Origin of the sequence: Bradyrhizobium sp. SZCCHNR1017 (assembly GCF_032381375.1) — a bacterium.
Taxonomy (GTDB): domain Bacteria; phylum Pseudomonadota; class Alphaproteobacteria; order Rhizobiales; family Xanthobacteraceae; genus Bradyrhizobium.
Genome location: NZ_JAUHIR010000002.1, coordinates 610568 through 636925 on the forward strand (window position 1 = coordinate 610568; position 26358 = coordinate 636925).

Annotated in this window: 24 protein-coding genes and 1 tRNA gene; 13 read left to right on the top strand and 12 right to left on the bottom strand. The window is 65.4% G+C overall.

Going from position 1 to position 26358, the window contains the following annotated elements; genetic code table 11:
• Positions 1-56: 56 nt before the first annotated feature.
• A complete protein-coding gene (locus tag QW863_RS08405) occupies positions 57-683 on the top strand; it encodes a ParB-like protein (protein WP_315714488.1) in 627 nt (208 codons plus the stop codon).
• Between the two features lie 5 nt (positions 684-688).
• Here QW863_RS08405 and QW863_RS08410 read toward each other — a convergent pair whose 3' ends face one another.
• Both QW863_RS08410 and QW863_RS08415 read right to left on the bottom strand, forming a co-directional pair.
• Positions 689-1273, bottom strand: a complete 585-nt coding sequence (locus tag QW863_RS08410; protein ID WP_315714487.1) for a peroxidase-related enzyme — start codon at positions 1271-1273, stop codon at positions 689-691.
• A 159-nt stretch (positions 1274-1432) separates the two neighbouring features.
• A complete protein-coding gene (locus QW863_RS08415; RefSeq protein WP_315767553.1) occupies positions 1433-3187 on the bottom strand; it encodes an ATP-binding protein in 1755 nt (584 codons plus the stop codon).
• A gap of 479 nt (positions 3188-3666) precedes the next feature.
• Here QW863_RS08415 and QW863_RS08420 point away from each other — a divergent pair, with 479 nt between their 5' ends.
• The 3 genes from QW863_RS08420 to QW863_RS08430 all read left to right on the top strand — a co-directional run bounded on the left by QW863_RS08420 (position 3667) and on the right by QW863_RS08430 (position 5976).
• A complete protein-coding gene (locus tag QW863_RS08420; protein ID WP_315714485.1) occupies positions 3667-4188 on the top strand; it encodes an Hsp20/alpha crystallin family protein in 522 nt (173 codons plus the stop codon).
• A 169-nt stretch (positions 4189-4357) separates the two neighbouring features.
• Positions 4358-5275 carry a 3,4-dihydroxyphenylacetate 2,3-dioxygenase gene (hpaD, locus tag QW863_RS08425; protein ID WP_315714484.1) on the top strand — a complete coding sequence of 306 codons (918 nt, stop codon included), beginning with the start codon at positions 4358-4360 and terminating at the stop codon, positions 5273-5275.
• Between the two features lie 182 nt (positions 5276-5457).
• Entirely contained in the window at positions 5458-5976 is a 519-nt protein-coding gene (locus tag QW863_RS08430; RefSeq protein ID WP_315714482.1) for a hypothetical protein, read from the top strand.
• Between the two features lie 72 nt (positions 5977-6048).
• Here the strand turns inward: QW863_RS08430 and QW863_RS08435 are convergent, their stop codons facing one another.
• Positions 6049-6207 carry a hypothetical protein gene (locus QW863_RS08435; protein ID WP_315714481.1) on the bottom strand — a complete coding sequence of 53 codons (159 nt, stop codon included), beginning with the start codon at positions 6205-6207 and terminating at the stop codon, positions 6049-6051.
• A gap of 112 nt (positions 6208-6319) precedes the next feature.
• Here QW863_RS08435 and QW863_RS08440 point away from each other — a divergent pair, with 112 nt between their 5' ends.
• Entirely contained in the window at positions 6320-6760 is a 441-nt protein-coding gene (locus QW863_RS08440) for a hypothetical protein (RefSeq protein WP_315714480.1), read from the top strand.
• Here QW863_RS08440 and QW863_RS08445 read toward each other — a convergent pair.
• The 3 genes from QW863_RS08445 to QW863_RS08455 form a co-directional block, all read right to left on the bottom strand.
• The gene (locus QW863_RS08445) at positions 6665-8893 is read right to left on the bottom strand and encodes a tetratricopeptide repeat protein (protein WP_315714479.1); all 2229 of its coding nucleotides are present in this window, start codon (positions 8891-8893) and stop codon (positions 6665-6667) included. The genes QW863_RS08440 and QW863_RS08445 overlap by 96 nt on opposite strands.
• Positions 8894-9122: 229 nt before the next feature.
• A tRNA-Gln gene (locus tag QW863_RS08450) sits at positions 9123-9196 on the bottom strand.
• A 181-nt stretch (positions 9197-9377) separates the two neighbouring features.
• Positions 9378-10085 carry a TetR/AcrR family transcriptional regulator gene (locus QW863_RS08455; RefSeq protein WP_315714478.1) on the bottom strand — a complete coding sequence of 236 codons (708 nt, stop codon included), beginning with the start codon at positions 10083-10085 and terminating at the stop codon, positions 9378-9380.
• 167 nt (positions 10086-10252) lie between these two features.
• On the opposite strand from QW863_RS08455, the gene QW863_RS08460 reads away from it, so the two are divergent.
• On the top strand, positions 10253-12532 hold the full coding sequence (locus QW863_RS08460) for an arylsulfatase (protein ID WP_315714477.1): 2280 nt from the start codon (positions 10253-10255) through the stop codon (positions 12530-12532).
• 18 nt (positions 12533-12550) lie between these two features.
• Here QW863_RS08460 and QW863_RS08465 read toward each other — a convergent pair whose 3' ends face one another.
• Together QW863_RS08465 and QW863_RS08470 are read right to left on the bottom strand one after the other, a co-directional pair.
• Positions 12551-15691, bottom strand: a complete 3141-nt coding sequence (locus QW863_RS08465) for a multidrug efflux RND transporter permease subunit (protein ID WP_315714475.1) — start codon at positions 15689-15691, stop codon at positions 12551-12553.
• A complete protein-coding gene (locus QW863_RS08470) occupies positions 15688-16869 on the bottom strand; it encodes an efflux RND transporter periplasmic adaptor subunit (protein ID WP_409977903.1) in 1182 nt (393 codons plus the stop codon). The genes QW863_RS08465 and QW863_RS08470 overlap by 4 nt, the downstream gene beginning before the upstream one ends.
• Before the next feature lie 146 nt (positions 16870-17015).
• On the opposite strand from QW863_RS08470, the gene QW863_RS08475 reads away from it, so the two are divergent.
• From QW863_RS08475 to QW863_RS08505, 7 genes are all read left to right on the top strand, one after another.
• The gene (locus QW863_RS08475) at positions 17016-17477 is read left to right on the top strand and encodes a MarR family transcriptional regulator (protein WP_315714472.1); all 462 of its coding nucleotides are present in this window, start codon (positions 17016-17018) and stop codon (positions 17475-17477) included.
• A 377-nt stretch (positions 17478-17854) separates the two neighbouring features.
• A complete protein-coding gene (locus QW863_RS08480; protein WP_315714471.1) occupies positions 17855-18115 on the top strand; it encodes a hypothetical protein in 261 nt (86 codons plus the stop codon).
• 259 nt (positions 18116-18374) lie between these two features.
• Complete coding sequence (locus QW863_RS08485; protein ID WP_315714470.1) at positions 18375-20795, top strand: TonB-dependent receptor; 2421 nt, start codon at positions 18375-18377, stop codon at positions 20793-20795.
• A gap of 2 nt (positions 20796-20797) precedes the next feature.
• Positions 20798-21487, top strand: a complete 690-nt coding sequence (locus QW863_RS08490) for a Fe2+-dependent dioxygenase (RefSeq protein WP_315714469.1) — start codon at positions 20798-20800, stop codon at positions 21485-21487.
• Between the two features lie 11 nt (positions 21488-21498).
• Positions 21499-22437, top strand: a complete 939-nt coding sequence (gene exbB, locus QW863_RS08495; protein ID WP_315714468.1) for a tonB-system energizer ExbB — start codon at positions 21499-21501, stop codon at positions 22435-22437.
• Between the two features lie 6 nt (positions 22438-22443).
• Positions 22444-22911, top strand: a complete 468-nt coding sequence (exbD, locus tag QW863_RS08500) for a TonB system transport protein ExbD (protein WP_315714467.1) — start codon at positions 22444-22446, stop codon at positions 22909-22911.
• 16 nt (positions 22912-22927) lie between these two features.
• Complete coding sequence (locus tag QW863_RS08505) at positions 22928-23716, top strand: TonB family protein (RefSeq protein ID WP_315714466.1); 789 nt, start codon at positions 22928-22930, stop codon at positions 23714-23716.
• Positions 23717-23737: 21 nt separating this feature from the next.
• On the opposite strand, the gene QW863_RS08510 is transcribed toward QW863_RS08505, so the two are convergent.
• The 4 genes from QW863_RS08510 to QW863_RS08525 form a co-directional block, all read right to left on the bottom strand.
• The gene (locus tag QW863_RS08510; protein ID WP_315714962.1) at positions 23738-24139 is read right to left on the bottom strand and encodes a hypothetical protein; all 402 of its coding nucleotides are present in this window, start codon (positions 24137-24139) and stop codon (positions 23738-23740) included.
• Positions 24140-24200: 61 nt separating this feature from the next.
• Entirely contained in the window at positions 24201-24881 is a 681-nt protein-coding gene (locus tag QW863_RS08515; RefSeq protein ID WP_315714465.1) for a site-2 protease family protein, read from the bottom strand.
• A 55-nt stretch (positions 24882-24936) separates the two neighbouring features.
• Positions 24937-25326: a GFA family protein gene (locus tag QW863_RS08520; protein ID WP_315714464.1), complete on the bottom strand. Its 390-nt coding sequence runs from the start codon at positions 25324-25326 to the stop codon at positions 24937-24939.
• Between the two features lie 201 nt (positions 25327-25527).
• Complete coding sequence (locus QW863_RS08525) at positions 25528-26274, bottom strand: SDR family NAD(P)-dependent oxidoreductase (RefSeq protein WP_315714463.1); 747 nt, start codon at positions 26272-26274, stop codon at positions 25528-25530.
• Positions 26275-26358 lie beyond the last annotated feature (84 nt).

A 26358-nucleotide genomic window follows, 5' to 3' on the forward strand; every position in this document is an offset into this window, starting at 1 on the left:
CGCTGGAACGGCTCGGCAGGCGTGGCATAATGCTGATCATCCCCCGGAGCCCAGCCATGGCCAATACCCGCGAGCCGCTGCTTCATCCCGTGCCGATCCTGTCGCTGCGCCCGACGCAGATGACCGTGGGCATGCGCGAGGTGAAGGAGAAACGCGAGCGCTGGCGCGAGCACAAGTCGAAGAAGAAGCAGGCCGAGCTGCTCGGCAAGCACATGATCCCGGTGGTGCTTGGTCCCGATGAGCGGCACTACGTCGTCGACCACCATCACCTCGCCCGCGCGCTCCATGACGAGGGCGTCAAGGACGTGCTGGTCACGGTGATCGGCGACCTCTCGATGGTCGATCGCGAGGCGTTCTGGGGCGTGATGGACAACAAGCGCTGGGTCTATCCTTACGACGCCAAGGGCGAGCGGCGGCATTTCAAGGACCTGCCGAAGTCCGTCGCGAATCTGAAGGACGATCCGTTCCGCAGCCTGGCCGGCGAGCTGCGCCGCGCCGGCGGCTTTGCCAAGGACACGACGCCGTTCAGCGAATTCCTATGGGCCGACTTCCTGCGCCGCAAGGTCAAGCGCAAGACGGTCGAGACTCATTTCGCCGCCGCCATGGAGCACGCGCTGGCGGCCGCAAAGAGCCACGACGCGGTCTATCTGCCCGGCTGGTGCGGGCCGGCGTCGGACGACTGATCGTCTCACTTGGTCTTCGGCAGCCGCCCCATCAGGTAGAACTCGTCGTTGGGCCGCATGCCCGTGACATTCGCGATCCGGTTCGACAGCGCGAAGAACGCCGCGATCGCGGCGATGTCCCAGATATCGTCGTCGCCGAAGCCGTGGCCGGCCAGCGCCTTGAAATCGGCATCCCCGACCGTTTGCGCCTCGAGCGCCACCTTCATCGCGAAATCGAGCATCGCCCGCTGCCGTGGCGTGATGTCGGCCTTGCGGTAGTTGATCGCGATCTGGTCGGCGATCAGGGGATTCTTGGCGCGGATGCGCAGGATCGCGCCGTGCGCGATCACGCAATACTGGCACTGGTTGGCGCTCGAGGTCGCGACCACGATCATCTCGCGCTCGGCCTTGGTCAGCCCGCCGTCCTTCTCCATCAGCGCGTCGTGATACGCAAAGAACGCGCGGAACTCGTCCGGCCGGTGCGCAAGTGTCAGGAACACGTTGGGCACGAAGCCGCTCTTCTCCTGCACGCCGAGCAGGCGGGTGCGGATGTCGTCCGGCAGCGCATCGATTGCGGGGACGGGGAAGCGGCTGATGGCGGGCTGGGTCATGGCAACGGGTCCGGCATGCGTGGCAGGGGGCGAACCTTAGTCGATCGCGGCGCAGGCGCAACGGTCCAGCTCGGTCCATCACCCGCCAGTGGTGGAGCGCCCGCAACGCCTCCTCGGCAGCCGTCGTCGATCGGGATTTGAGGAGGGCCGCCGCCGGCTTTAGCGCAGCGGCTTCTTCAGCAGCGAGAAGCGGTCCGGGTCGAGGCCCATCGACGGCTGCAGCATTGGCGCGTCCAGCGAGGCGGACAGGCTGCCGCGATCTCCGAGGTTGCCGGCGCCGCTGTCGCCGCTCGACGCGTCCCGGCTCGAGGTCGCTCCGCGCCAGCGCTCCAGCACGGCACTGACGAAATGCATGTCATGTCCGGCATTCACCGAGCGGACGGTGGCGATCGTCGCCTCGCTGCGCGGCAATTGATGCAGCGGCACCTCCTTGAAGCGCAGCCGGGTCGGCAGCGCGACGCCTTCGCCGAACGCCAGCACCTCGCGGGTGCCGAGCGAGGGAACGAAGGAGAGCAGGTTGGCGGCGGCATCCGACACCGCCGAACGCAGCAGCGACTGGTCGCGCTCGTTGGCGAGCCGCATCGTGAACAGCGTGTTGCACTGGGAGATGATGGTGGCGTCGAGCTCGGCCGGCCGCTGGGTGATCAGGCCGAGATAGACGCCGTATTTCCGGCCTTCCTTGGCGATGCGCGAGATCGCCTTGCGGGTCGGGCCGAAGCCGATCGAGCGGTCGGCCGAGGCGTAGCGGTGCGCTTCCTCGCAGACGAACAGCAGCGGCGAGACGCCGTCGCTCCACAGGCCGAAATCGAACGCCATGCGGCACACGACCGAGACCACGGAATCGACCACCTCGGCCGGGAAGCCGGCGAGCTGCATGACCGTCATCGGCCGGCCGTTGGCCGGCAGGCGGAACAGGTGGCTGATGACCTCGGCCATGGTGTCGCCGCCGACATTGGCGTTGTCGAACATGAAGGCGTAGCGCGGGTCGTTGCGTACCGTCTCGATCCGCGAGATCAGCTTGTGATAGATGATGCGCGAGGAGCGGTTCTCGAGCTTGCCCATGCGCTCGTCGATCAGGTTGATCAGGTCGACGAGGCGGTAGGGCACCGGCGTATCGACGGTGTAGCCGACGGTCTTCGGGTCGATGCGCTTGAGCCCGATGCGGTCCGTGTTCTGGTATTGGGTGTAGATGCCCTTCGCCAGCGGGATCACTTCGGCCAGGATGTCGAGCTCTTCCGGCACGCCCGGTCGGCCGCCGAACAGGACGTCGACGATCTCCTCGAAATTGAACAGCCAAAACGGCAGCTTCAGGTTGCGCGGGTTCAGCACCAGCGCCTTTTCACCAAAGCAGCGGCCATATTCGTTGTGGACGTCGAGGAGGAAGATGCGCAGGTTCGGCCGCGCCTTCAGGATCTCGTTGAGCAGCAGCGACACGCCGGTCGATTTGCCGACGCCGGTCGAACCGAGCACGGCGAAGTGCTTCGACAGCATTTCCTCGACATTGACACAGGCGCGCACGGAGGTGTCCTGCTGCAGCGCGCCGATGTCGATGTGGTCGCCGGCGGTCGGCGTGTAGATCGTGCGCAGCTCCTCGCTCGTGATCATGTCGACGGCGTCGCCGATGGTCGGGTAGTGGGTGACGCCGCGCTGGAACTTGGGCCGCTCGGCCGGTCCGAGAATCTCGCCGAGCAGGTCTACCGAAGCCGTCGCGACGTATTCGTTGGCACGCGAGAGGTCCTCGCTGGTCACCTCGGTGATGATCGCAATGATCGTGGCGCTCGGGCAGCGAATGCTGATGAAACGGCCGACTGTCGCGCGGATATCGGAGGCGTTCATCTGCTGTGTCGACAGAATGCCGACGCGGGCCTGGGAGCCCCGCACCGAGATCACGCGTCCGAAGGATGTCACGGTCATGAAACCTGTGGTGAATTGTTGAATTGACACCTTCTCTGCTGGGACTGGAAAATTTGTTAAGCGGGCAACGTTTGTGACTGCGCCGCCCGCCCAGCCCGGTGGTCGGAGGGTCGCGCGGGGCGTTGCGATCGCACCTCCTCAATGGGACCTAAGGCCTTGCACTGTAAGGCTTTCTCAATTCTTTCCTCAAGCGTCGCGCGAACCGTTCGGGTTAACGTCCGGTTCACCATCTCCAAGGCTCTTCCTGAACGGCTCTTCGGCTGTGGAGGCCCCGGCGCCGAAAGAAACCTGGAGGGGCTGCCGCGCCGATCCGAACCTCCAGCCGCTCAGCGATTTGATCGCAATCAATCTGGAACCCGGGCGTGCCGGCTATATTTTTCCCGTCAAGCGCGAGGGAGCGGATGCCGGCCGATCAACGAAATCGGTCGCGCCCATGCCGTTGCGGACCCGATCCTCGCGTGAAGCAGGAGGATGATGTTATGGCTGAACCTACCAAGCTGCCCGTCAACACCGAGAAGGCAGGTGCGCCATCCATGCAGGGATGGCGGCCGTTCGAGAACCTGCGCCGCGAGATCGATCGCGTGTTCGAGGACTTCCACGGCGGGATCTGGCGCACGCCGTCGCTGTTCGACCAACTGCCGGGCCTGGCCCGCGCACGGTCCTTTGCCGTGGCGCCGGCGGTCGACGTCGCCGAGCACGACAATGCCTACGAGGTCACCGCTGAGCTGCCCGGCCTCGACGAGAAGAACGTCGAGGTGAAGGTTGCGAGCGGCGTGCTCTCGATCAAGGGCGAGAAGCAGGAGGACAAGGAGGAGAAGAAGAAGGACTATTACGTCCGTGAGCGCAGCTTCGGCTCGTTCGAACGCTCCTTCCAGATCCCCGACGGCGTCGACACCGACAAGATCGAGGCCGTGTTCAAGCAGGGCGTGCTCAAGGTCACCCTGCCGAAGAAGCCCGAGGTACAGAAGGCCGCCAAGACCATCGACATCAAGGCGGCGTGACCGCATCTCGTGGCTGTCCGTCCCATGATCATGGGACAGACGATGGATCGGACACCAAGGAAGGGCCGCGCGTGCGGCCCTTTTTTTCGCGGAGCTGCAGGGGTAATCTGCCTTCCAAGCAAACGGTCGGCGATGCCGGCCGGGGAACGACCGGAAGGGAGACGAGAGGATGGGCAAGCTCGCACTGGCGGCCAAGATCACGCACGTGCCGTCGATGTATCTCAGCGAGCTGGATGGTCCGGCCAAGGGCAAGCGACAGTCGGCGATCGACGGTCATATCGAGATCGGCCGGCGCTGCCGCGAGGCCGGCGTCGACACCATCGTCGTGTTCGACACCCATTGGCTGGTCAATGCCGGCTACCACATCAATTGCGCGCCGCATTTCGAGGGGCTCTACACCTCGAACGAGCTGCCGCACTTCATCGCCAACATGACCTATGAATACGACGGCAACCCGGAGCTGGGCCACATCCTCGCCGAGGGCGCCAACGCCCATGGCGTTGCCACCATGGCCCACGATGCGACGTCGCTGGCGCTGGAATACGGCACCTTGGTGCCGATGCGCTACATGAACCCCGACCGCCACTTCAAGGTCGTCTCCGTCTCGGCGCTGTGCACCTCGCATTATCTCGCCGACAGCGCCAAGCTCGGCTGGGCCTTCCGCCGCGCGGTCGAGGATCATTACGACGGCACGGTGGCCTTCTTCGCCTCGGGCTCGCTGAGCCATCGCTTTGCCCAGAACGGCACCGCCGACGAGTATCGCGACCGGATGTTCAGCCCGTTCCTGGAGCGGCTCGACCACGAGGTGATCCAGATGTGGGAGCACGGCGAGTGGCCGGATTTCTGCGACATGTTGCCGGAATATGCCAGCAAGGGCCATGGCGAGGGCTTCATGCACGATACGGCCATGCTGCTCGGCGCGCTCGGCTGGAACCACTACGACCGCGGCGTCGAGGTGGTGACGCCGTTCTTCCCGTCATCGGGGACGGGCCAGATCAACGCGGTGTTTCCGGTCTCGCCGATGCCGCATGTGCTCGACGACGTCGGCCGGCCGCGCGCCGCCGCACTCGCGGGCGGTCGGCTGTAGCGCCTCTCACCAGACCTCCGGATGCCGGAGCACCTCGATGATGTCCTCGGGATAGATCTGATCGGCGGTCGCCGTGAGCTCGGCTGGTCGCCGCCATTTGCTCGGTGTTGAATGCTCGGTGTTGAACCGCCGCGTCGGCCGCGCGACCAATGCGGGACGGATCGGAGGCCGGTGACCGTTCAATGCTGACGAGAATTCTGCTGCTGACCGCGATGCTCATCGCGCCGGGCATTGCCACTGCGCAGGCGCCGCATCGCGAAGCCTGCAACGTCGAGGCCGACGTCACCGACCGCGATCCGAATGGTGCCAATGTCCGTGCCGAGCCTGGCGGCAGCATCGTCGAGGTCCTGAAAAATCCGACCAGCGATGGCTGGATCGTCGTGCATCTCGTCGCGCAGCAAGGCGACTGGTTCGAGATCGACCGGGCCATGCTGAACGACGTCGATCAGGGCAAGGAGACCGTGATCTTTCAGGGCAGGGGCTTCCTGCATCGGAGCATCGTCGGCGCCGGCGGCCTGCAGAACGGCGCGGCGATCTACCGCGATCACGCCACGTCGAGCGCGAAGCTCGACCCGCATGCGAGCGGTGACCAGTCGGTCGAGCTGCTCGGCTGCTTTGGCGACTTCGCCAAGATCCGCGTCAAGAAGGGCATCGGCTGGACCCGGCAGCTCTGCACCAACATGGTGACGACCTGCTCGTGACAGCGTGCGCTCGCCGAGCTCCGTAGCGGGCAGCCCGTTGACCATGGCTGCGTTGCAGGTCGTCGCGCCTGCTCAGGCCGCGCGCTGCTGGTGCTGCGACAGCCGCTCGCGCTCGCGCCGGCACCCGGCCGCGAATTGGCGCAGCCGCTCGATCGTCAGCGCGTCGGTGATGCTCCGCTCGAGCCGCTCGGCCCGCTCGATCTGATCGTCGAGGTCCATCAGCTTGGTCATGTCCCGTCTCCCTGGCCAGACAATTTGAAGCAAATTGCATCGTTCCGGCCGGATGAGGATCGTGGTGAATGACGGGTTAATTCCGTGATCGGGCGCACGCTTTCAGGATCGCATGCACGCCGATTTCCGGTCGGCCGTGATGCCGGATCTGTACAAGATCCATGAGTTCGCCCTCGCGGCAACGGAGGAGTGCCAGCTCGTGATGCGGCACGGCCGGCAGCACATGATCCTCGGCCTCCCGTCGTCGGACGATTGGCAATGGTTCCATACGCCGCGCCCCGATGCCCTCGACCTCGGCCAGCGCATGCTCGAGCTGTTCGAGCAGTCGATGGCCCGGACGATTGTCGCGGGCACAAGTGCTGGACCGGTCGGAATAGTATCTGGCATGGGTCGAGCAACGCACCGGCGCGAGGCTGTGCCGGCCCGGTCGGTCCTGATCCAATCAAAACAGGAAACGCTAGCGGATCGGCGCTTGCCGGCAATAATCGCGCCAGAACGTCCGGTATCCCTGTTCCACATGCTGCGTGTAGAGCGCGCCGTTGCCGGCCGCTGAATGCGAGACCATGGCCGGCAGTTCGGCGCGGAGCGCCGCAAGTTCGGCAGGCCGTGAGCAGAATTTCAGCGCGATCGCGAGATAGCCGTCGTCGTCTTCGGCGACCCACGCGTCGAGGCCCACCGCCTTCACGATCGCGCCGCCTGCGCGAGCCGCGGGGCCGCTGCCGAGCTTGGTGACCACAGGCACGCCCATCTGCAGCGATTCCCAGGTCGAGATGCCCCCATTCTGTGGGAACGGATCGAGCGAGATGTCGATCTCGGCGAACATCGAAAGATGCTCCTGGCGCGTCGTCTTTCCTGCACAACGGACGCGGTTCGCGGCAATGCCGTGAGCGACGAAGCGCGCAACCAATCGGTCGCGCAGCAGGGGATCGCCCATCGAGTGGTTCTTGACCACGATGATGGAGCCGGGTGTTGCCGTCATCAGCTTCGACCAGAGTTCGATGGTCGGCTCGGACATCTTGTCGATGCGATTGAACGCGCCGAAGGTGACGTGGCCGTTACGAAGCATTGGCAGCGGCGATGGCGGAATGGGGGGCGCAGGTTCGATCGTGATCAGCGATGGCAGATCGTAGATCCTTTCGGCAAACAGATGCCGGACCGCGGTCGGAATCGCTACCGGATCGGCCAGCAGATAATCCATGACGGGCAGGCCGGTCCCGGTGACGCTGCCGACGGCCGAGACCTGAACCGGGGCGGGCTTGCGCGCAAACATCGTGAGCCGGTGGCCGGCGGAATGCCCCGAGAGGTCGACGAGGATGTCGACCTTGTCGGCCTGAATCTGATCGGCGAGCTTGTCGTCGCCCCACAGCGAGGCGTCGACAAAGCGATCGACCAGCGAGCGGCACAGGTCGGTCTTGGCATCCTTCATAGGCGAACAGGAATACGCAAGGATTTCGAACTTCGCGCGATCGTGATGGCGCAGGATGGGCAGGAAGGCAAAGGCCGCTGAATGGTCGCGGAAATCGGACGAGACGTAGCCGACGACAAGCCGACGGTCGGGGTCGATGTTTCGCACGCCGAGCGAGCGGCGCTCCAACCGCGAGCCGATCGCCTCCCACCAATATCTCCGCGCTTCCTGAAGACGTTCCACTCCGGTGTCGGGCAGGAAATCCAGCGCGAAGATCTTCTTGGTAATCGCGTCCTCGTGGTTTGGCCTGATCGCGAGAGCCCGGTCGTAGTGTTCGATTGCCGTGGCGGTGTCGCCCTGCGCCGCAGCGCAGACGCCGAGCAGAGTCCAGGCGATCTCCGAGGCCGGGTTCTGTGCCAGCACCTTGTTGATGACGGAGATCGCCAGCGCGATGTTGCCATTGACGAGCGCGACCGTGGCCTTGCCGCAAAGAGCTTCTTCCAGCAGCGGCTCGAGGGCGAGCGCGGCGTCAAAATCGGCCTCCGCCTGGTCGAACTTGCCCAACTCCTGATACGCCCGGCCACGCTGGGCGAGCACGGCGGCAGCCTTCGGATTGATCGCCAGCGCCGCATTCAGCGCCGCCAGCGCGGAATCGAAATCCCGCAGGTTCATGCTGGCCACGCCCTTGCCGAACAGGGCCGTCAGCAACCGCGGCTGCAGCGCCAGCGCGCGATCGAAGTTCTGATCGGCCTCGTCGTTGCGGCTCGTGAACAGCAGCGCCATGCCGAGATTGGCGTAGGCCTCGGCATAGTCGGGCTTCAGGGCAATGGCGCGGTCATGCGCCGATATTGCCTCCTCGAAACGGAAGAGGCTCATCAGCGCATTGCCGAGATGAGTGAGCGCGGTCGGGAAGTTCGGCCTGAGCGCGATGGCGCGCTCGAATCGGGCGCGAGCGTCCTCGTGACGGCCGAGCCGAGACAACGACAGGCCGAGATCAGACTGGGCGTCGGCCGAGCGCGGGTCGATCTCGGTCGCCCGTGTCAGGACGCGCACCGCCTGGTCGAAGCGGCCGCAGTCCCGTTCGGAGACGCCGAGCAGATGCAGGGCGCCGAAATGCTGCGGCAGGTCCTGCAGGATCTGCTGGCACAGGGCCTGAGCCTCCGGATGCCGGCCTTCGCGGTAGGCCTTGACCGCCGCCGGCAACAGCACGTCCGCCTGTTTCTTGGCCCGCTTTTGCAGCCTTGCGTTCTGGAAGGCACGGGAGCCGACGCTGCTTTGCAAGTGTTTCCTCCACAGAACCGGTCCATTGCTCGCAATGGTTGTTCCATTCTCGCCGATTCGCAATGAGCAGACGTTAACGCGCGGGACGCGTGCCGAAGGGGTGGCGGACGCCGCAGCGTGTCCGCACCTTGGGGATGGATCTCGTGCCCGAGGCAAAAACGACCCCGACGCTTCTCAGATCACGAGGATGAGGCTGTCGTGCTTCAGGCCGTCGCGGCGGTGATCAAGCTGGCTGGGGAACCTGGATTCGAACCAAGACAAACAGAGTCAGAGTCTGTTGTGCTACCGTTACACCATTCCCCAACGGAATGCCGTGCAGTTTCAAGCAATTGCCGGACTGTCTGGCACCGTTTTGCGCGCCGGCCGGCAAAGCAGGGCGGCGACGATGGGTCCTTCTACCCGCATGTCTCAGGCTTTGGCAAGCCGCTGGATGACGGATTTCCAACGTGCTCTGCCGCCCCGCCGCGCCACGGGCCGGCAGGGTCTAGCGCTTGCCTCTCGCGGCCTGCGGCTTTCGCGGCGCGCCGTCCGGGCCGGCGCGCAGCAGCAGGACCAGGCAGGCGCCGAGCCGTTCCGCGATCTCGTCATCGTCGATCGACAGCGGGCCGGGATCGTTGAGGACGGCGTTCACCAGGGTGCCGAGCACGACCTGGACGCCGAACGCGACCGTCTTTCGCGCCTCCGCTGTTCGCGACCGCGTGCGCGAGGCCGGGCCGGCGCGCCGGCCCGCAGGCAGCAGGAGCAGCGCCGCACGCTCCGACAGTGCCTGTGCCAGCTCCTTGAAGCCGCTCCAGTGGTTCGGTCCGGGCTCGCTGCGCACGAGCGCTGCGCGTAGCACACCCTTGTGACGGCGCATCCACAGCACGGTGCCGCGCACCAGCAGGTGGCATTGCGGGTCGCCCGCGCGGACGGGATCGGGCGGCGGGAGTCTCAAGAGCTGTTTCCGCCCGTCCGCCAAAGTGAGCGCGAGCAGGGCGTTGAAGTAGGCCTCCTTGCTGTCGAACCGGCTGTAGAAGGCGCCGACCGTTGCCCCGATATGCGCACAGAGGTCGCTGATCGACAGCTCCGCGAGGCTGCGCGTGCGCAGCAGCTCCTCGCCGGCCATCAGCAGGGCAAGCGTCGTCTCGCGGCTGCGCTGCTGCCGCGACGGGGTCACGCCGGGCAGGTGGTCCGGCGCGATCCGCTGCGGCATGTCGCTGGCTCCATCTGGAATAATAATGATAATTATGATTATGATCCGAGGCAAGCCTGGCCGTGCCACCCAGCCCCGGGGCGTCGCGGATCCCAGAGCAATCACAACGATAAACTCGTACGGGCTGCGAGGCGCAGCCGGGACGCGAGCGAGAGGGAGGACGAGGCATGAGCGAGCCCGCATTCGGCGGTACGATCGGCAGGACCATCGCAGGCTCCAGACCCTGGTGGCCGGCGCCGCAGCAGCCGCCGAAGGGCGCGCCCAACATCCTGGTGGTGCTGTTCGACGATGTCGGCTTCTCCGATTTCGGCTGCTACGGCTCGCGGATCCGCACCCCCGCGATCGACGGGCTGGCCGCGCAGGGCCTGCGCTATTCGGGCTTCCACACCACAGCGATGTGCTCGACCACACGGGCGGCACTCCTGACCGGTCGCAACCATCATTCAGTCGGCGTCGGCTGCCTTGCCAATTTCGACTCGGGCTATCCCGGCTATCGCGGCAAGATCGCGCGCGAGGCGGGGACGCTGGCCGAGATGCTGCGCGCCCATGCCTATCGCAACTACATGGTCGGCAAGTGGCACGTCACGCCCTTGACCGAAAGCGGCGCGACGGGGCCGTTCGACGGCTGGCCGCTCGGCAGGGGCTTCGACCGCTTCTACGGCTTCCTCGACGCCGAGACCGATCAATATGCGCCGGAGCTGGTGCTCGACAACACCCATGTCAGCCCGCCCGGCAGCTACGCCGACGGCTATCACCTGACTGCCGACCTGATCGATCAGGCGATCCGCTTCATCGCCGACCACACGGCCGACCGGCCCGAGCTGCCATGGCTGACCTGGCTCGCGCTCGGCGCCTGCCACGCGCCGCATCAGGCGCCGCACGACATCATCGAGAGCTACGACGCGGTCTTCGCCCATGGCTGGGACGCCGAGCGCGCGCAGCGGCTGGCGCGGCAGAAGGCGATGGGGCTGGTGCCGGAGAGCACGGACCTGCCGCCGCGCAATGATGGCGTGAAGCCCTGGGAGGCTCATTCCGAGGATGAGCGGCGCGTCTTCACCCGGCTGCAATCGGCCTTCGCCGGTATGCTCGATCATGCCGACCAGCATCTGGCCCGGCTGCTCGCCTTTCTCGACAAGACCGGCCAGCGCGACAACACGCTCGTGATCGTCATGTCCGACAATGGCGCCAGCCAGGAGGGCGGGCCGCTCGGCTTCGTCAACGCGATGGGACCGTTCAACTTCAAGCCGGAGCCGATCGCCGAGAAGCTCGCGCGGATCGACGACATCGGCGGGCCGGATACGCACTCGAACTTCCCGCATGGCTGGGCGATGGCGTCGAACACGCCGCTGCGCCGCTACAAGCAGAACACCCATGGCGGCGGCATCCGCGATCCCTTCATCGTCTCCTGGCCGCAGCGCATCGCGGCGCGCGGCGAAGTCCGCCACCAGTTCGTCCATGCCTGCGACCTCGTGCCGACCCTGCTCGACCTGATCGGCATCGATGCGCCGGCCACGATCGCGGGTGTGCCGCAGATGCCGCTCGAGGGCGTGAGCTTCGCCGCCTCGATCACCGATCCGGCGGCACCGTCGAAGCAGGTCGCGCAATATTTCGAGATGTTCGGCCATCGCGGCCTCTGGCACGACGGCTGGAAGGCGGTGGCCTTTCACCCGTCGGGCACGCCGTTCGACAACGATAGATGGGAGCTGTTTCATCTCACGCAGGATTTCTCCGAGACGCATGATCTCGCCGCCGCCGAGCCGGAGCGGCTCGCGGCACTGGTGAAGCTGTGGTGGGAGCAGGCGGAGGCGCACCAGGTGCTGCCGCTCGACGATCGCTTCGGCCCGCGCTTTGCCGAGAACGCGGCGCGTTTCCACGGCGCGCGCACGCGCTTTACGTTCCACGCCGGCATGGGCCATGTGCCGACCGACGTCGCGCCCGACGTGCGCAGTCGCGACTATCTGATCGAGGCCCATGTCGAGATCGATGCAGAGGGCGCATCCGGCGTGCTCATCGCCCATGGCGATGCGACGTCGGGCTACAGCCTCTACGTCAAGGACGGTCATCTCGTGCACGATCTCAACATCGGCGGCCGGCACGAGATCATCAGCTCGACCCGCCCGGTGCCGGCGGGATCGCATCGCCTGGGTGTCCGCGTCGAACGTCTCAGGCGGCAGACCGAGCCCGCCAAGGGCGCGCGCACCGGCATGAGCCGGTACACGTTGCTGATCGACGGCGAGGAGGCCGGCGCGCTGACGACGCAGTTCGCCTTCCACACGCTGATCTCCTGGTCGGGGCTCGACATCGGCCATGACCGCGGCAGCCCGGTGTCGGACTATGCGGCGCCGTTTGCGTTCACCGGACGGCTCTCGCACGTGACCGTGACGATGCAGGACGAGCAGAGCCTGGACGGCGAGGGCGTGGCCAACGCGGAGATGGCGCGGCAGTAGGCGACAAGAAGCGGCGGATTATTCCGCCGCTTCCTTGACCGGACCTGCCGCCGCGGCCTCGGTCTCGTGGTCGATATGCGTGCGGCCCCAGCGCGCGAAGGCGTTGTTGACCTTGTCGAGATAGAGATAGATCACCGGCGTCGTGAACAGCGTCAGCATCTGGCTGACGATGAGGCCGCCGACCATCGCATAGCCGAGCGGCTGGCGGATCTCCGAGCCGGTGCCGTTGCCGAGCATCAGGGGCACGCCGCCGAGCAGCGCGGCCATGGTCGTCATCATGATCGGACGGAAGCGCAGCAGGGCGGCCTGGCGGATCGACTGCTCTGGCGGCAGATGCTGGTCGCGTTCGGCGGCGATGGCGAAGTCGACCATCATGATGCCGTTCTTCTTCACGATGCCGATCAGCAGAATGACGCCGATCAGCGCGATCAGGCTGAATTCGTAGCCGAACGCCATCAGGATCGCGAGCGCGCCGACGCCGGCCGACGGCAGGGTCGACAGGATCGTGATCGGGTGGATGTAGCTCTCGTAGAGGATGCCGAGGATCAGATAGACCACGACGAGCGCGGCGAGGATCAGCAGCGGCACGGTCGACAACGACTGCTGGAACGCCTGCGCGGTGCCCTGGAAGCTCGAGTTCAAGGTCGTCGGCGCGCCGAGCTCGACCATCGCGCGCTGCACGGCATCGGTGGCCTGGCCGAGCGCGACGCCCTGGGCGAGGTTGAAGCTGATCGTGATCGACGGGAACTGACCCTGGTGGCTGATCGACAGTGGCCGCACCGGCACGTTGGTCCAACTGGCGAAGGTCGAGAGCGGCACCTGGTCGCCGGTGGTCGGCGATTTCACGTAGAGCTTGTTGAGCGTGTCGATATTGCCCTGCAGCTCAGGCAGGATCTCCAGGATCACGCGGTAGGAGTTGAGCTGCGTGAAGTACTGTGCGACCTGGCGCTGGCCGAAGGCGTCATACAGCGTGTCGTCGATCAGCTGGGGCGAGATGCCGTACCGCGAGGCGGTGTCGCGGTTGATCGTGAGCTGCACGGTGGTGCCGTCGGCCTGCTGGTCGGTGGCGACGTCGCGCAGCTGCGGCAGCGAGCGCATCTTCTCCAGGATCTTCGGCGCCCACTCGTTGAGCTCGGCGAGATTGGAGTCCTGCAGCGTGAACTCGAACTGGGTTCGGGACGGCCGGCCGCCGAGGCGGACGTCCTGCGCGGCCTGCATGTAGAGCCGGGCTCCCTCGACCTTCTCGAGCTGCGGCCTCAGGCGTGCGATGATCTGCTGCGCCGATGCATCACGCTCGTCACGCGGCTTCAAAGTGATGAACAGATTGCCGGTATTGCCGGCGCGGCCGGAGCCGCCGATCGCCATTGCGACGCTGGCCACGCCCGGATCATCCTGCACGATCTTGGCCAGCGCCTCCTGGCGCGACTGCATCGCCTTGAAGGAGATGTCCTGCGACGCCTCCGACGCGGCGGTGATCAGGCCGTTGTCCTGCTGCGGGAAGAAACCCTTGGGGATCAGCACGAACAGGTAGATCGACAGGCCGAGCGAGGCGAAGAACACCATCAGCGTGGCGAAGCGCCAGCGCAGTGCGATGTCCAATCCCTTCTCGTAGGCCCTGAGCAGCGCCTCGAAGCCGCGCTCGCTCCATTGGTAGAATTTGCCATGAGCCTGGTGGCCGCCGCGCAGGAAACGCGAGGCCATCATCGGCGTCAACGTCAGCGAGACGAACATCGAGACGAAGATCGTCATCGCCAGCACGACCGCGAATTCGCGGAACAGGCGCCCGATGATGCCGCCCATCAGCAGGAGCGGGATCAGCACGGCGACCAGCGAGATCGAGATCGAGACAATGGTGAAGCCGATCTCCTTGGCCCCCTTGTAGGCGGCAGCCATCGGGGACTCGCCTTCCTCGACATAGCGAGAGATGTTCTCGAGCATGACGATGGCGTCGTCGACGACGAAGCCGACCGCGATCGTCAGCGCCATCAGCGAGAGGTTGTCCAGTGAATAGCCGACCCCCCACATCATCGCGCAGGCGCCGAGCAGCGCGAGCGGCACGGTGATCGTCGGGATCACCGTGGCCCAGAAGCTGCGCAGGAAGATGAAGATGACCATGACCACGAGAAGGATGGTCAGGAGCAGCGTGAACTGGACGTCCTCGACCGCGGCACGGATGGTCGTCGTGCGATCCGACATCAGCTCGACCTTGATGGCCGGCGGGATCGCCGCGACCAGGCGCGGCAGCGTCGCCTTGATCTTGTCGACGGTTTCGATGACGTTGGCGCCAGGCTGCTTGAAGACCACCAGGAACACGCCGCGCTTGCCGTTGGCCCAGGCGGCCTGCTTGGCATCCTCCGGCCCGGTCACCGCCCGGCCAATGTCACGGACGCGCAACGGACCGCCATTGCGGTAGGCGATGATGACGTCGTTCCAGTCCTTCGACTCGGTGAGCTGGTCATTGGCGTAGATGGTGTAGGCCCGACGCTCGCCGTCGATGTTGCCCTTCGGGCTGTCGACCGTGGTGATCGCGATCTGGCTGCGCACGTCCTCCATCGAGAGGCCCTTGGCGACCAGCTTGGCCGGGTCGATCTGGATACGGATCGACGGCTTCTGCTGGCCGCCGATGATCACCTGGGCAACACCCGAGATCTGGCTGATCTGCTGCGCGAGCTGCGCATCGACGGAGTCGGAGACCGTCGTCAGCGGCAGCGTCTCGGACGTGGCGGACAAGATCAGGATCGGCGCGTCCGCCGGGTTGACCTTGCGGTAGGTCGGCGGCGACGGCAGGGTCTTGGGCAACTGGCCCGAGGCAGCGTTGATGGCGCCCTGGACGTCGTTGGCGGCGCCGTCGATGTTGCGGTTCAGGTCGAACTGGATCGTGACCGATGCGGTGCCCAGGTAACTGGTCGATGTCATCTGGGCGATGCCGGGGATCTGTGCGAATTGCCGCTCCAGCGGCTGGGCGACCGAGGTCGCCATGGTCTCAGGGCTGGCGCCCGGCAGATTGGCGGTCACCTGGATGGTCGGGAAGTCGACCTGCGGCAGCGGTGCGACCGGCAGCAGGGGGTAGGCGACCAGGCCGATGAACAGGATACCTGCCATCAGCAGCGAGGTGCCGATGGGGTATTTGATGAAGGGTGCCGAGATGCCGCCGTTCATTCCTGCCGGACCTTAGCTGGCGCCGGCTCCGAGCTGGCCACCGCGGTGGTCACGACCGAGCCTGGCTGAACTTTGAATTGACCGCCGGTGATCACCTGCTGGCCGGGGGTCAACCCCTCTTCGACGACGGTACGGCCATCGAGCGAAACGCCGACCTTCACCTTGCGCAGCTCGGCCTTGCTGTCCGGGCTCACCGTGTAGGAATACAGCCCGTTGGTCGAATGCTGGACGGCGTCGTCGGGAACCACCGTGGCATCCTTCAGCGTCCGCACCAGCAGCCGCGTCGAGACCGACTGTCCGGGCCACAGCACGTGGTCCTTGTTGTCGAACACCGCCTTCAGCCGGATCGTTCCACTCGACGTGTCGACCTGGTTGTTCACGACCATCAGCTTGCCCTCGGCGAGCTGCTTCCTGCCGTCGGTGGTGAACGCGATCACCTTCAAGGGAGCGGTCTTCTGCGCCTCGTTGATGTAGGGCAACTGCTCCTCCGGCGCGGTGAAGATCACCGCGATCGGCTCGATCTGCGCGATCGAGACCATGCCGGTCTGGCTCGAGGCGTTGACGATATTGCCGATGTCGACCTGGCGGAGGCCGGCGACCCCGGAGATCGGCGCCTTGACCTGGGTGTAGCTGAGCTGGGTCTGGGCATTGGCGATCGCGGCGTCGTCGGCGGCGATCTGTGCCGTGAGCTGTGCGACGGTGGCGCGCTGGGTGTCCTGCTGCTGCCGGGTCGCGAACTCGCCGAGCTTGGTGGTGCGCTGCAAATCGAGATTGGCGTTGTTGAGATTGGCCTCGTCCTGCGCCCGCTTGGCCTTGGCCTGGTCGAGCGCGGCCTGGAACGGCCTCGGGTCGATCTCGACCAGCAGGTCGCCCTCTTTCACAAGCTGGCCTTCGGTGAAGGCGATCTTGTCGATCTGGCCGTCGACGCGGGTGCGGACCTGGACGGTGTTGAAGCCTTGCACGGTCCCCAGGCCGGTGAGGAAGACCGGGAAGTCCGTCTTCTCGACCGGCACGGTCGAGACCCGAACCGCCTGCGGTCGGGCCGATGTCTGCTCAGCGGTCTTTTTCGCTGCCTCGGCGCCCTGATGACGCTGCCAGCCGTAATAGCCGGCGCCGCCGAGAGCCGCGACGAGCAGGATCCAACCGAGGGTTCGTGATGTCTTCATGCTGGCCCACATGCTGAGACGAACAGGATAACCGGTCTTTAAAACCATTCCCAGCATGCCAGATATAGTACGCACGCAATTAATGTGTAAACACACGAGCGCGTGGACAAACCTAAACAATCGGCAAGCTTCGGGGAATCGCAAGGGAGTTCACAGCCATGTCGCTGGATATGAGACGTCAGCTCGTTGCGCAGCTTGTCGAAAGCTCGCGCATCCTGCGCAACTATATTGATCATCGTGCCAAACAGCGCGGCACGACCCGCGCCCAATGGGTGGTGCTGTTTCGGCTGCGCGCGCATGAGGGGATGTCACAGGTCGATCTCGCAGAAGTGCTGGAACTGCAGCCGATTTCACTGGTGCGTCTGCTCGACAGGCTGGTCGAGCAGGGGCTGCTGGAGCGCCGACACGATCCGAGGGATCGCCGCGCGAACCGTCTCCATCTCACCGCCGCGGGACGAGAGCTCGTCGATGATCTCGACGAGCTGCGCGATGCGATCGCCGGCGACGTTCTGCACGACATTCCGGACGAGGCCGTCGCCACCAGCCTGTCCACGCTCAGGGACCTGAAGGATCGGATCAAGATGCTGTCCGGTCCGAAAGCCGAGGTGGCGCTCAAATAGCCGAGCCGCGCCGCAGACCGTTCTGACCCCATCTTGAGTTGCGTCATATAGTAAAACATCTTGAGTGCGAAGAATGGCGGGGAAGCTTGCCGTTGCCGCGGCGTGGCCTGCGCGAGAGCAGGGCGGTCTGCGGCGATCCTCTGCCGCCATCGTCGGCTGGCGCGCCGCGCCGGACCATTCGCCGGCCGCGCGGGTCTCTCGTGCGAATGCCGCACTCCGACCTATTCTCGCCGTCTTGTCGCGCCCGATGGGAGCTGATTAGAAGCCGATGGGTCCCGCCGCCGTCATGGCGCCGTCGGGCCGCGGCAGGATTCAACCGGAGCGAGGCTGTGTCGCCGACGATGCGCCGTGCGACGATAGCGAATGGGGAGCTCACGATGGAAGAACTGAATGGAAAGATGCTCGCGTGCCAGATCCTGGTCACCGGCCTGATCGCGCGCGTCGCCAACGAGCAGCGCGATCCGTTGCGTTTCCTGACCGATTTTCGCGATGAGATCAGGGCCGTCGTCAAGGGCGTGCGGATCGCGGGGATCGATGATTCCGATCGCGTGCGCCAGATCGCGGTGCAGACCGTGGACGAGCTGTTCTCGCTGATGAAGCCGCCGAGCAGCGACGCGCCGGCTGGCTCGTCGAACTGACCTGCGCCGGGGTTACGCCCGACGCGGTGCTGATTCGACGGCAGCGCGAGTCAAATCGCGCTGTTTAGAACGATTTCAAGTTCCGCATGTTGTTAGTTGAGCGTTTTTAGAATTGTTTTGATCTGGAACTATTCAAGGCCAAATTAGGGCTCCTCAAATTGACCCCCTGAAACGCGCCCGATACCAACGACACATCGTCGCACTGCGAATGATCCGCGTAAGCGATGTGGAATGAAGATCTGGGGCGCGTGAAAATAAAATGGGACAGGTGATAGCACCGCGTTCGCTGCGTGGGGTCGCAGCGATGAGGTTCAATGACGGACGCGGAGAGGGGCCCTCCGTCACCAAGGTGTCGGCGGTGGCCGGGCTGATGGCGGTGGCATCGATGTCGTCGGCCGAGGCGCAACCGGCGTCCGACCTGCCGCCCGTCAACGTCGATGCGCCGATCGCGCGGGCCAAGCCGACGTCCTCCAAGCCGACCGCCGAGCAGGTCCGCGCGCGCAATGCCCTGCGCCGCGCGGCGGCCCGTCAGCAGGCGGCGCAGCAGGCCGCGGTGGCGTTCCCGAACGCAGGCGGACTGTCCGCGCCGGACGCCAACCCCTACGCGGACGCAGCCGAGCCCTACAAGGTCAACCGCGTGCAGGCGTCGGGCAAGTTTCCCGAGCCGCTCCTGAACACGCCGAAGACGATCACCGTGATGAGCAAGGAAGTGCTGGCCGACAAGCACGTCACCGCGCTCAAGGAGATCGGCCGTTCGACCGCCGGCGTCACGCTCGGCTCGGGCGAGGGCGGCAATGCGTTCGGCGACCGCTTCTTCATTCGCGGCTTCGATGCCCGCAACGACGTCTTCATCGACGGCATCCGCGATCCCGCGGTGTCGATCCGCGAGAACTTCTTCACCGAGCAGATCGAGATCCTGCGCGGTCCGGCTTCGTCCTATGCCGGCCGCGGCACCGCCGGCGGTGCCATCAACATCGTCACCAAGCAGGCTGGCGATACGAACTTCAAGCGGATGGATACCGAGTTCGGCACCGACCAGCAGAAGCGCGTCACGCTCGACGTGAACCAGGTGATCTCGCCGACCTTCTCGGTGCGCACCGGCGGCCTGTTCCAGGACTCCAATGTGGCGGGGCGCAACTTCGTCACCGATGACCGCTGGGGCGCCTTCCTCTCGACCAAGTGGACGCCGATCGACGATCTCAAGATCACGACGAACTATGTCCATACCGATCTGTCGGGTTATCCGGATTTCGGCGTGCCCTACTACAAGCAGGGCAACGTCCCCGTGACCTCGGCAGGCATTCCGCGCGGCACTTGGTATGGCTTCCTCAATCGCGACTTCCAGACCGCGCGGCAGGATTTCGGCACTGCCGCAGCCGAGTACAAGGTCAACGAGGCGATCACCCTCAGCAGCAAGTTCCGCGGCGAGCACTCGCTTCTCAACTATATCGGCACGTTGCCGCAGGGCCCCAACACGACCAGCCCGAATCCGCTGCTCTGGACCACGACGGCGAGCGCACAGAGCCGCTACCAGACGGTGGACGTGTGGGCCAACCAGAACGATGCGACGTTCAAGCTCGATACCGGCGGCGTCAAGCACACCGCGGTGCTCGGCACCGAGTTCTCGAACGAGAACATCTCGATCGATCGCTACACCGGACTCTCGTCCGAATTGTTCGGCGGCGGCTCGACCAGCTCGGGCGCGGTTACCGGCGTCAACGTGTACTCGCCGCAATACACCTACATCCCATTCAGCAATACGCCGTCGCTGATCGGCAACCCGACGCGCTACGGCGTCAACACCAACAGCGTCTACGTCATGGACACGGCCAACTGGCAGGACACGGTCATCCTGAACGGTGGGGTGCGCTATGACGGCTATAACATGAGCTCGTCGACCAATTCGCCGAAATACCTCAAGATGAACGCCGACCTGGTCAACTACAATGTCGGCCTGGTCTACAAGCCGATGCCGATCGGCAGCATCTACGCGGCCTATGCGACCTCGGCCAATCCGTTCGGCTCCGAACTCGACGCCACCGGCACCGATTACGGCGGTGTGCCCGCCAACACCGCGGTCCTGCTCGGACCGGAGCGCAACAAGGCGGCCGAGCTCGGCACCAAATGGGAGCTGGTCGACCGCCATCTGCTGGTCTCAGCCGCGCTGTTCCAGACCACCAAGGACAATGCCCGCGAGACCGTCGGCGGCCTGCTCACCTCGGGCGCGGCCTACCGCATCCAGGGCATCGACATCGAGGCCGAAGGCAGGCTCACCGATCGCTGGAGCATCTTCGGCGGCCTGGTGCTGATGCAGTCGAAGGTCACGCAGAGCGGCGTCGCCTCCAACATCGGCCTGCAGCTCGCCAACATCGCGCATCAGTCGTTCAGCATGCTGTCGAAGTACAAGCTCGACAATGGCTGGGAGATCGGCGGGCAGGCGGTCTACCGCTCCAAGGTCTATGGCGGCACCTTCGCGGCCAACACCGGCAACGAGCTGCCGAGCTACTGGCGCTTCGACGCCTTCGTCGAGAAGAAGCTCGACGCGAACTGGACCATGAAGCTCTATGCCCAGAACCTGACCAACAAGCTGTACTACGACACGCTGTATCGGAGCGCGGTGCCGTTCGTCGCCGTGGCCCCGGGGCGCGCCTTCTACATCGTCACCACTGCGAAGTTCTGATCATGCTGATCTGCATCCCGGACGTTCTGTCCAAAGACGAGGTCGCCGACTTCCGCCGCATCATGGATGCGGCGGAGTGGGAGGACGGCCGCTCGACGGCCGGGGCGCAGTCGGCCATGGTCAAGCGCAATGAGCAGTTGCCGCCCGACGGCGAGGCGGCGCGGGTGCTGGGCCAGCGCATCATCACGGCACTGACGAAGAATCCGCGCTTCCTGTCGGCGGCGATCCCGCTGCAGATCTTTCCGCCTTTGTTCAACCGCTACACCGCCTCGCGCGGCGACCATTTCGGCATCCATGTCGACAATGCCGTGCGCGGCGATCCGCGGACCGGCCTGCGCATCCGCACCGATCTGTCGATGACCTTGTTCCTGGCCGAGCCCGACAGCTATGACGGTGGCGAGCTTGTGATCGAGGACACCTACGGCTCGCACGAAGTCAAGTTGCCCGCGGGGCACGCGGTGCTGTATCCGTCATCGAGCCTTCACATGGTCACGCCGGTCACGCGCGGCTCCCGGGTCGCCTCTTTTTTCTGGATGCAGAGCATGATACGGGATGCCCACGTCCGGAGCATGATCTTCGATCTGGACGCGGCGATCCAGAGCTTGGCGGACCGCCTCGGGAGGGACGATCCCGATGCTGTCAAGCTGACCGGCATCTATCACAATCTGATCCGGCAATGGGCCGAGGTCTAATGGGCCGAGATATGATGACATCGTTCCTCGTTAGGTTTGCAATCGTCCTGTCATGTCTGTCTGTTGCTGCGGGGCTACCTGCACATGCGCAGCAGGAGCCGGCCAGGTCCGCCCCGGCGGTCTCGACCGATCTGTCCGCGCCGGCGCCGGGCACAGCCCAGACGATGGCCCCTCCCGCGTCGGGACAGGTCGCCCCAACGGCTGCCGCCCCGGTGGGCATCGAGACCGGCGCCCGCAATGGCAAGTCGGTGACCACCGGGCTGGACGAGCTGTCGCCGTTCGGCATGTTTCTCAAGGCCGACATCGTCGTCAAAGCGGTCATGATCATGCTGGCGCTGGCCTCGATCGCAAGCTGGACGATCCTGATCGCCAAGAGCCTCGAATTCTCCGTCCTGCGCCGCCGGCTGGTCGTCGCGCTGCGCAAGCTGACCGGGGCGAAGTCGCTGGCCGAGGCCCATCTTGCGCTTGGTCAAGGCAAGACCGTCGCGGCATTGCTGCTGCAGGCTGCGATATCAGAGGCACGGCTGTCGGCCGGGCTCGGCAGTGACGAGGGCATCAAGGAGCGCGCAGCCTCGAGCTTCACCGAGATCGTTCGCGCCGAAGCGCGCAGGGTCCGCACCGGCATGGGCCTGCTCGCCACCGTCGGCGCGATCTCGCCCTTCGTCGGACTGTTCGGTACCGTCTGGGGCATCATGAACAGCTTCATCGGCATTTCCAGATCGCAGACCACCAACCTCGCGGTGGTCGCGCCGGGCATCGCGGAAGCGCTGCTGGCGACCGCGATCGGTCTGGCCGCGGCGATTCCGGCCGTGATCATCTACAATCACTTCTCGCGGGTCACGAAGGGCTATCTCGAGCTCGTCAACCGCGCCTCCGGCACCACCGGACGATTGCTGTCGCGCGATCTCGATCGCAGCCATACCGGCCTTCACGTCCGGGCGGCGGAGTAGCCGAGGATGGCCGTCTCGCTCTCCGAAGGCGATCTCGACGACGATTTCGACGAGACCCACGACATCAACGTGACGCCTTTCATCGACGTCATCCTGGTGCTGCTGATCATCTTCATGGTGGCCGCGCCGCTCTCGACCGTCGACCTGCCGATCGACCTGCCGTCCTCGAGCGCCACGCCGCAGAAGAAGCCGGACAAGCCGACCTATGTCTCGATCAAGCCGGACCTGTCGCTGGCGATCGGGGAAAATCTGGTCAAGCGCGTCGATCTCGTGCGCGAGCTCGATGCCATGACCGATCAGCCGAAGGACCGGCCGATCTTCCTGCGCGCTGACAAGCTGGTGCCCTATGGCGAGCTGATGGGCGTCCTGGAACTGCTGCGCGCCGGCGGTTACACCAAGATCAAGCTGGTGGCGCTGGAAGCGCCGCCTGCCGCGGCCGTGCAGGTGCCGCCGGCCCAGCCCGCGCAGCCGTGAGGAGCGCCGGCTTGTGATGAGCGACCTCGACATCGGGCACTCCCCCTCGCGCCGTCTCTGGTTTCTGGCGATCATGGGCGCGCTGATCCTGCATGTCGGCGGGGCCGCGCTGGCGCTGACGCATCTGAACGACGACGAGGACGCCGGCGGCCTCGGCGCGGCGGGCGCCGAGGTCATCGACATCGATATGGGCTCGCCGAAGGTCGAGGACGACGAGGTTCCGGTCGGACAGGACTCGGTAGCGCAGACCGCCGCTCCGCAGATGCAGGAGCAGAAGGCCGAGGTCGAGCAGACCGATCTGCAGAAGGATGTGCCGACCACGACCGAGGAGGCCGACCGCGAGGTCACGACCTCTGACGTGAAGAAGCCGACCGAGGAGCAGAAGGTCGCGACGGTCCAGACACAGGCGTCGGAGGCGCAGGAAGCCTCCGAAGACAGCGCGCGCAAGGCCCTGGACGAGAAGGTTCCTGAAGCCGAGAAGACCAAAGCGCCGAATGCCGGTATCGGCAAGGACGTGCAAAGGCTGACGGCCAATTGGGGCCGCAAGATCAGCGCCTATTTCGAACTGCACAAGAAGTATCCATCCGGAAAGAAGGCCGCTGCCCAGCTCAAGCTGGCGCTCGTGCTCAATCGGCTCGGCCGTGTCGTCTCGGTGGACGTCAAGGAAACGTCCGGCGATCCGGAGTTCGATCAGGCCGCCCTCAGCATGGTCCGCCGTTCGGATCCCGTGCCAAAGCCTCCCGCGGGCCTCACCGACGACGAGTTCTCCTTCATCCTGCCGGTCAAGTTCAACCCGCCGAAATGAGCGGGTGGGGTTCGGCTGACCTCACTGCCAATACAGCCTGACTCCGACGTAGACCACGCAGAGCGCGGCGAAGATCAGCGCAACCGGCAGCTTGCGCGGAGCGGTCGTCCCGCTTTGCGCCGCCTTCTTCGGCGGCAGCTTGCGGAAGGCGGTGACATTGCCGGTCACCGGCTCGGCGGCGACCGGCTTGACCTCGGGCGGGGCGCCGCCGCCGCCCATCTCGGCATAATAGGCCTTGTACATCTCGCGGATGGTGGCCTCGGTCGCCTCGTCCTCCGGCATGTCGCCGAGGCGGGCCTTGTAGCTTGCCAGGAAGTCCTGCGCCGCCGGCGGCAGGCCGGAGGCGCCGTTCAGCTTGGCGATCATCTTCCAGGTCGCGAAATCGGCACGGGCGCGGGTGTCGGCGCGGCGTGCGATCATCATGTCAGCGGCTTTGACCAAGAGTGCCTCGGGGCTCGTTCGTTACCATCCCTGACGGGTAGATCTAGACATTACCCGTCAATAGCAGAAGCAGCTGCTTCAGAGAATCGGTCGTGGCGCGGAGCAGCCCCGACACGAGATCAAGATTGAGACCAAATTGGGAACCCGCCAGCGGCAGGAGGATCAGACATCCGATCAGAATCAGCATGCCATACGGCTCGAGCCGGGCAAGCGGCCGCGCCAGCGCCGCCGGCAGCACGCCCACCGCGACCCGGCCGCCATCGAGCGGCGGTATCGGGAGCATGTTGAACACGGCGAGCAGGATGTTGAACGAGAAAATATTCCACAGATTGCTGGCCACCCACCGCGCCGCCTCCGGTGGAACCAGCGGCAGGGCGTGGAACGCCAGTCCGGCCGCCAGCGCCAGCGCGATGTTGGTGGCCGGTCCGGCCAGCGCCACCATCACCATGCCGGCGCGCAGCGGCTTCAGATTGCGAAAATCGACCGGCACCGGCTTGGCGTAGCCGAACAGGAACGGCGAGCCGGACAGCAGCAGCATGCCCGGCAGCAGGACGGTGCCGAACGGATCGATGTGCTTGAGCGGGTTGAAGCTGACGCGACCGAGTCGCAACGCGGTGTCGTCGCCGAACCGCCAGGCGACGAAGGCGTGAGCAGCCTCATGAAAGGTGATGGCGATGATGATCGGCAGGATCCAGACGGAGATGCCGTAGAGCGAGATGTTCAAGGATCGGGGTTCCGGACGCGTTACCGCCTTACATAGGCACGATGGTTCCCCGATGCTACGCGGGATTCTCCGGAAATTGCGGCAGGCCGTCGCTGAGCTGCACCCAATCCATCTTTTCCGAGACCCAGATGTGCTCGGTCGGGGCAAAGGCGTTGCGGTCGTCGAAGCAGGCCAGGGCCACGCCGACAACCGGGCGCGTCCTGCGCCATGAGAACAGCCTGACGCCGCAGCGCGGGCAGAACATGCGATCGAGCGCGTCGGAGGAGGGGAAGCGCGCGGTTTCGCCGGTGATCGTCAGCGCGTCGTGCGCGAACAGCGCGCGGGCGAAGAACGGCGCGCCCGTCGCCCGCTGGCAGTTGCGGCAGTGGCAGACGCGTACGTTGATCGGCTCGCCGGTGCATTGGAAGCGCACCGCGCCGCAGAAGCAGCCGCCGTGGTGGGTCATGGTGGGACCTCCAACTGGTCATGATCTCTCGCGATCGTCAGCAGTACCGGAACGGTTCTGCCTATCGCCGTCATTGCGAGCGCAGCGGCGCCGCGGAGCAATCCAGGGCCGCGCGAGGAGCTCTGGAGTGCTTCGTCGGCTTTCGCCTCCTCGCAATGACGATTTCTCGGTGAGGACGGGCTCTATCGATCGGCACGCCGACTAATAAGTTGCGCGGCCACCGGAAATGTCGAATACGGCGCCGGTCGAGAACGAGCACTCTTCAGAGGCGAGCCACGACACCAGCGCGGCGAGCTCTTCCACCAGCACGAAGCGGCCTTTCGGGATCTTCGACAGCATGAAGTTGATGTGCGCTTCCGTCATCTGGTCGAAGATGGCAGTCTTCGCCGCGGCGGGCGTCACCGCATTGACCGTGATGTTGTGCTGCGCCAGCTCCTTGCCGAGCGACTTTGTCAGCGCGATCAGGCCGGCTTTGGACGCGGAGTAGTGCGCAGCGTTCGGGTTGCCCTCCTTGCCGGCGATCGAGGCGATGTTGACGATGCGGCCATAGCCCTGCTTCAGCATCACCGGCACGATCGCCTTGGCGCAGATGAAGGGACCGTCGAGATTGATGCGCAGCACCTTGCGCCACTCCTCGAGATCGGTCTCCCACACCGTCTTGTTGATGCCGGCGATGCCGGCATTGTTGACCAGGATGTCGATGCTGCCGAACGCGGCCAGCGTCGCGTCACGGGCGCCTTCGACCGCTTTGGTGTCGGTGACGTCGACCTGCAGCGCCAGCACCTCCGGACCGATCGCCTGCGCGGTCTTCTCCGCCAGCGCGATGTCGTGATCCCAGATCGCAACCTTCGCGCCCGACGACTTGAAGCGCTCGGTGATGGCGCGGCCAAAACCTTGCGCGCCGCCGGTGACCACGGCGCAGCGGTTGGTAAGGTCGATGTGGTTCATGATGTTTCCCCGGTCGATCTTTGTTGTCGTCATTCCGGAGCGCGCGCAGCGCGAACCCGGAATCTCGAGATTCCGGGTTCAGCC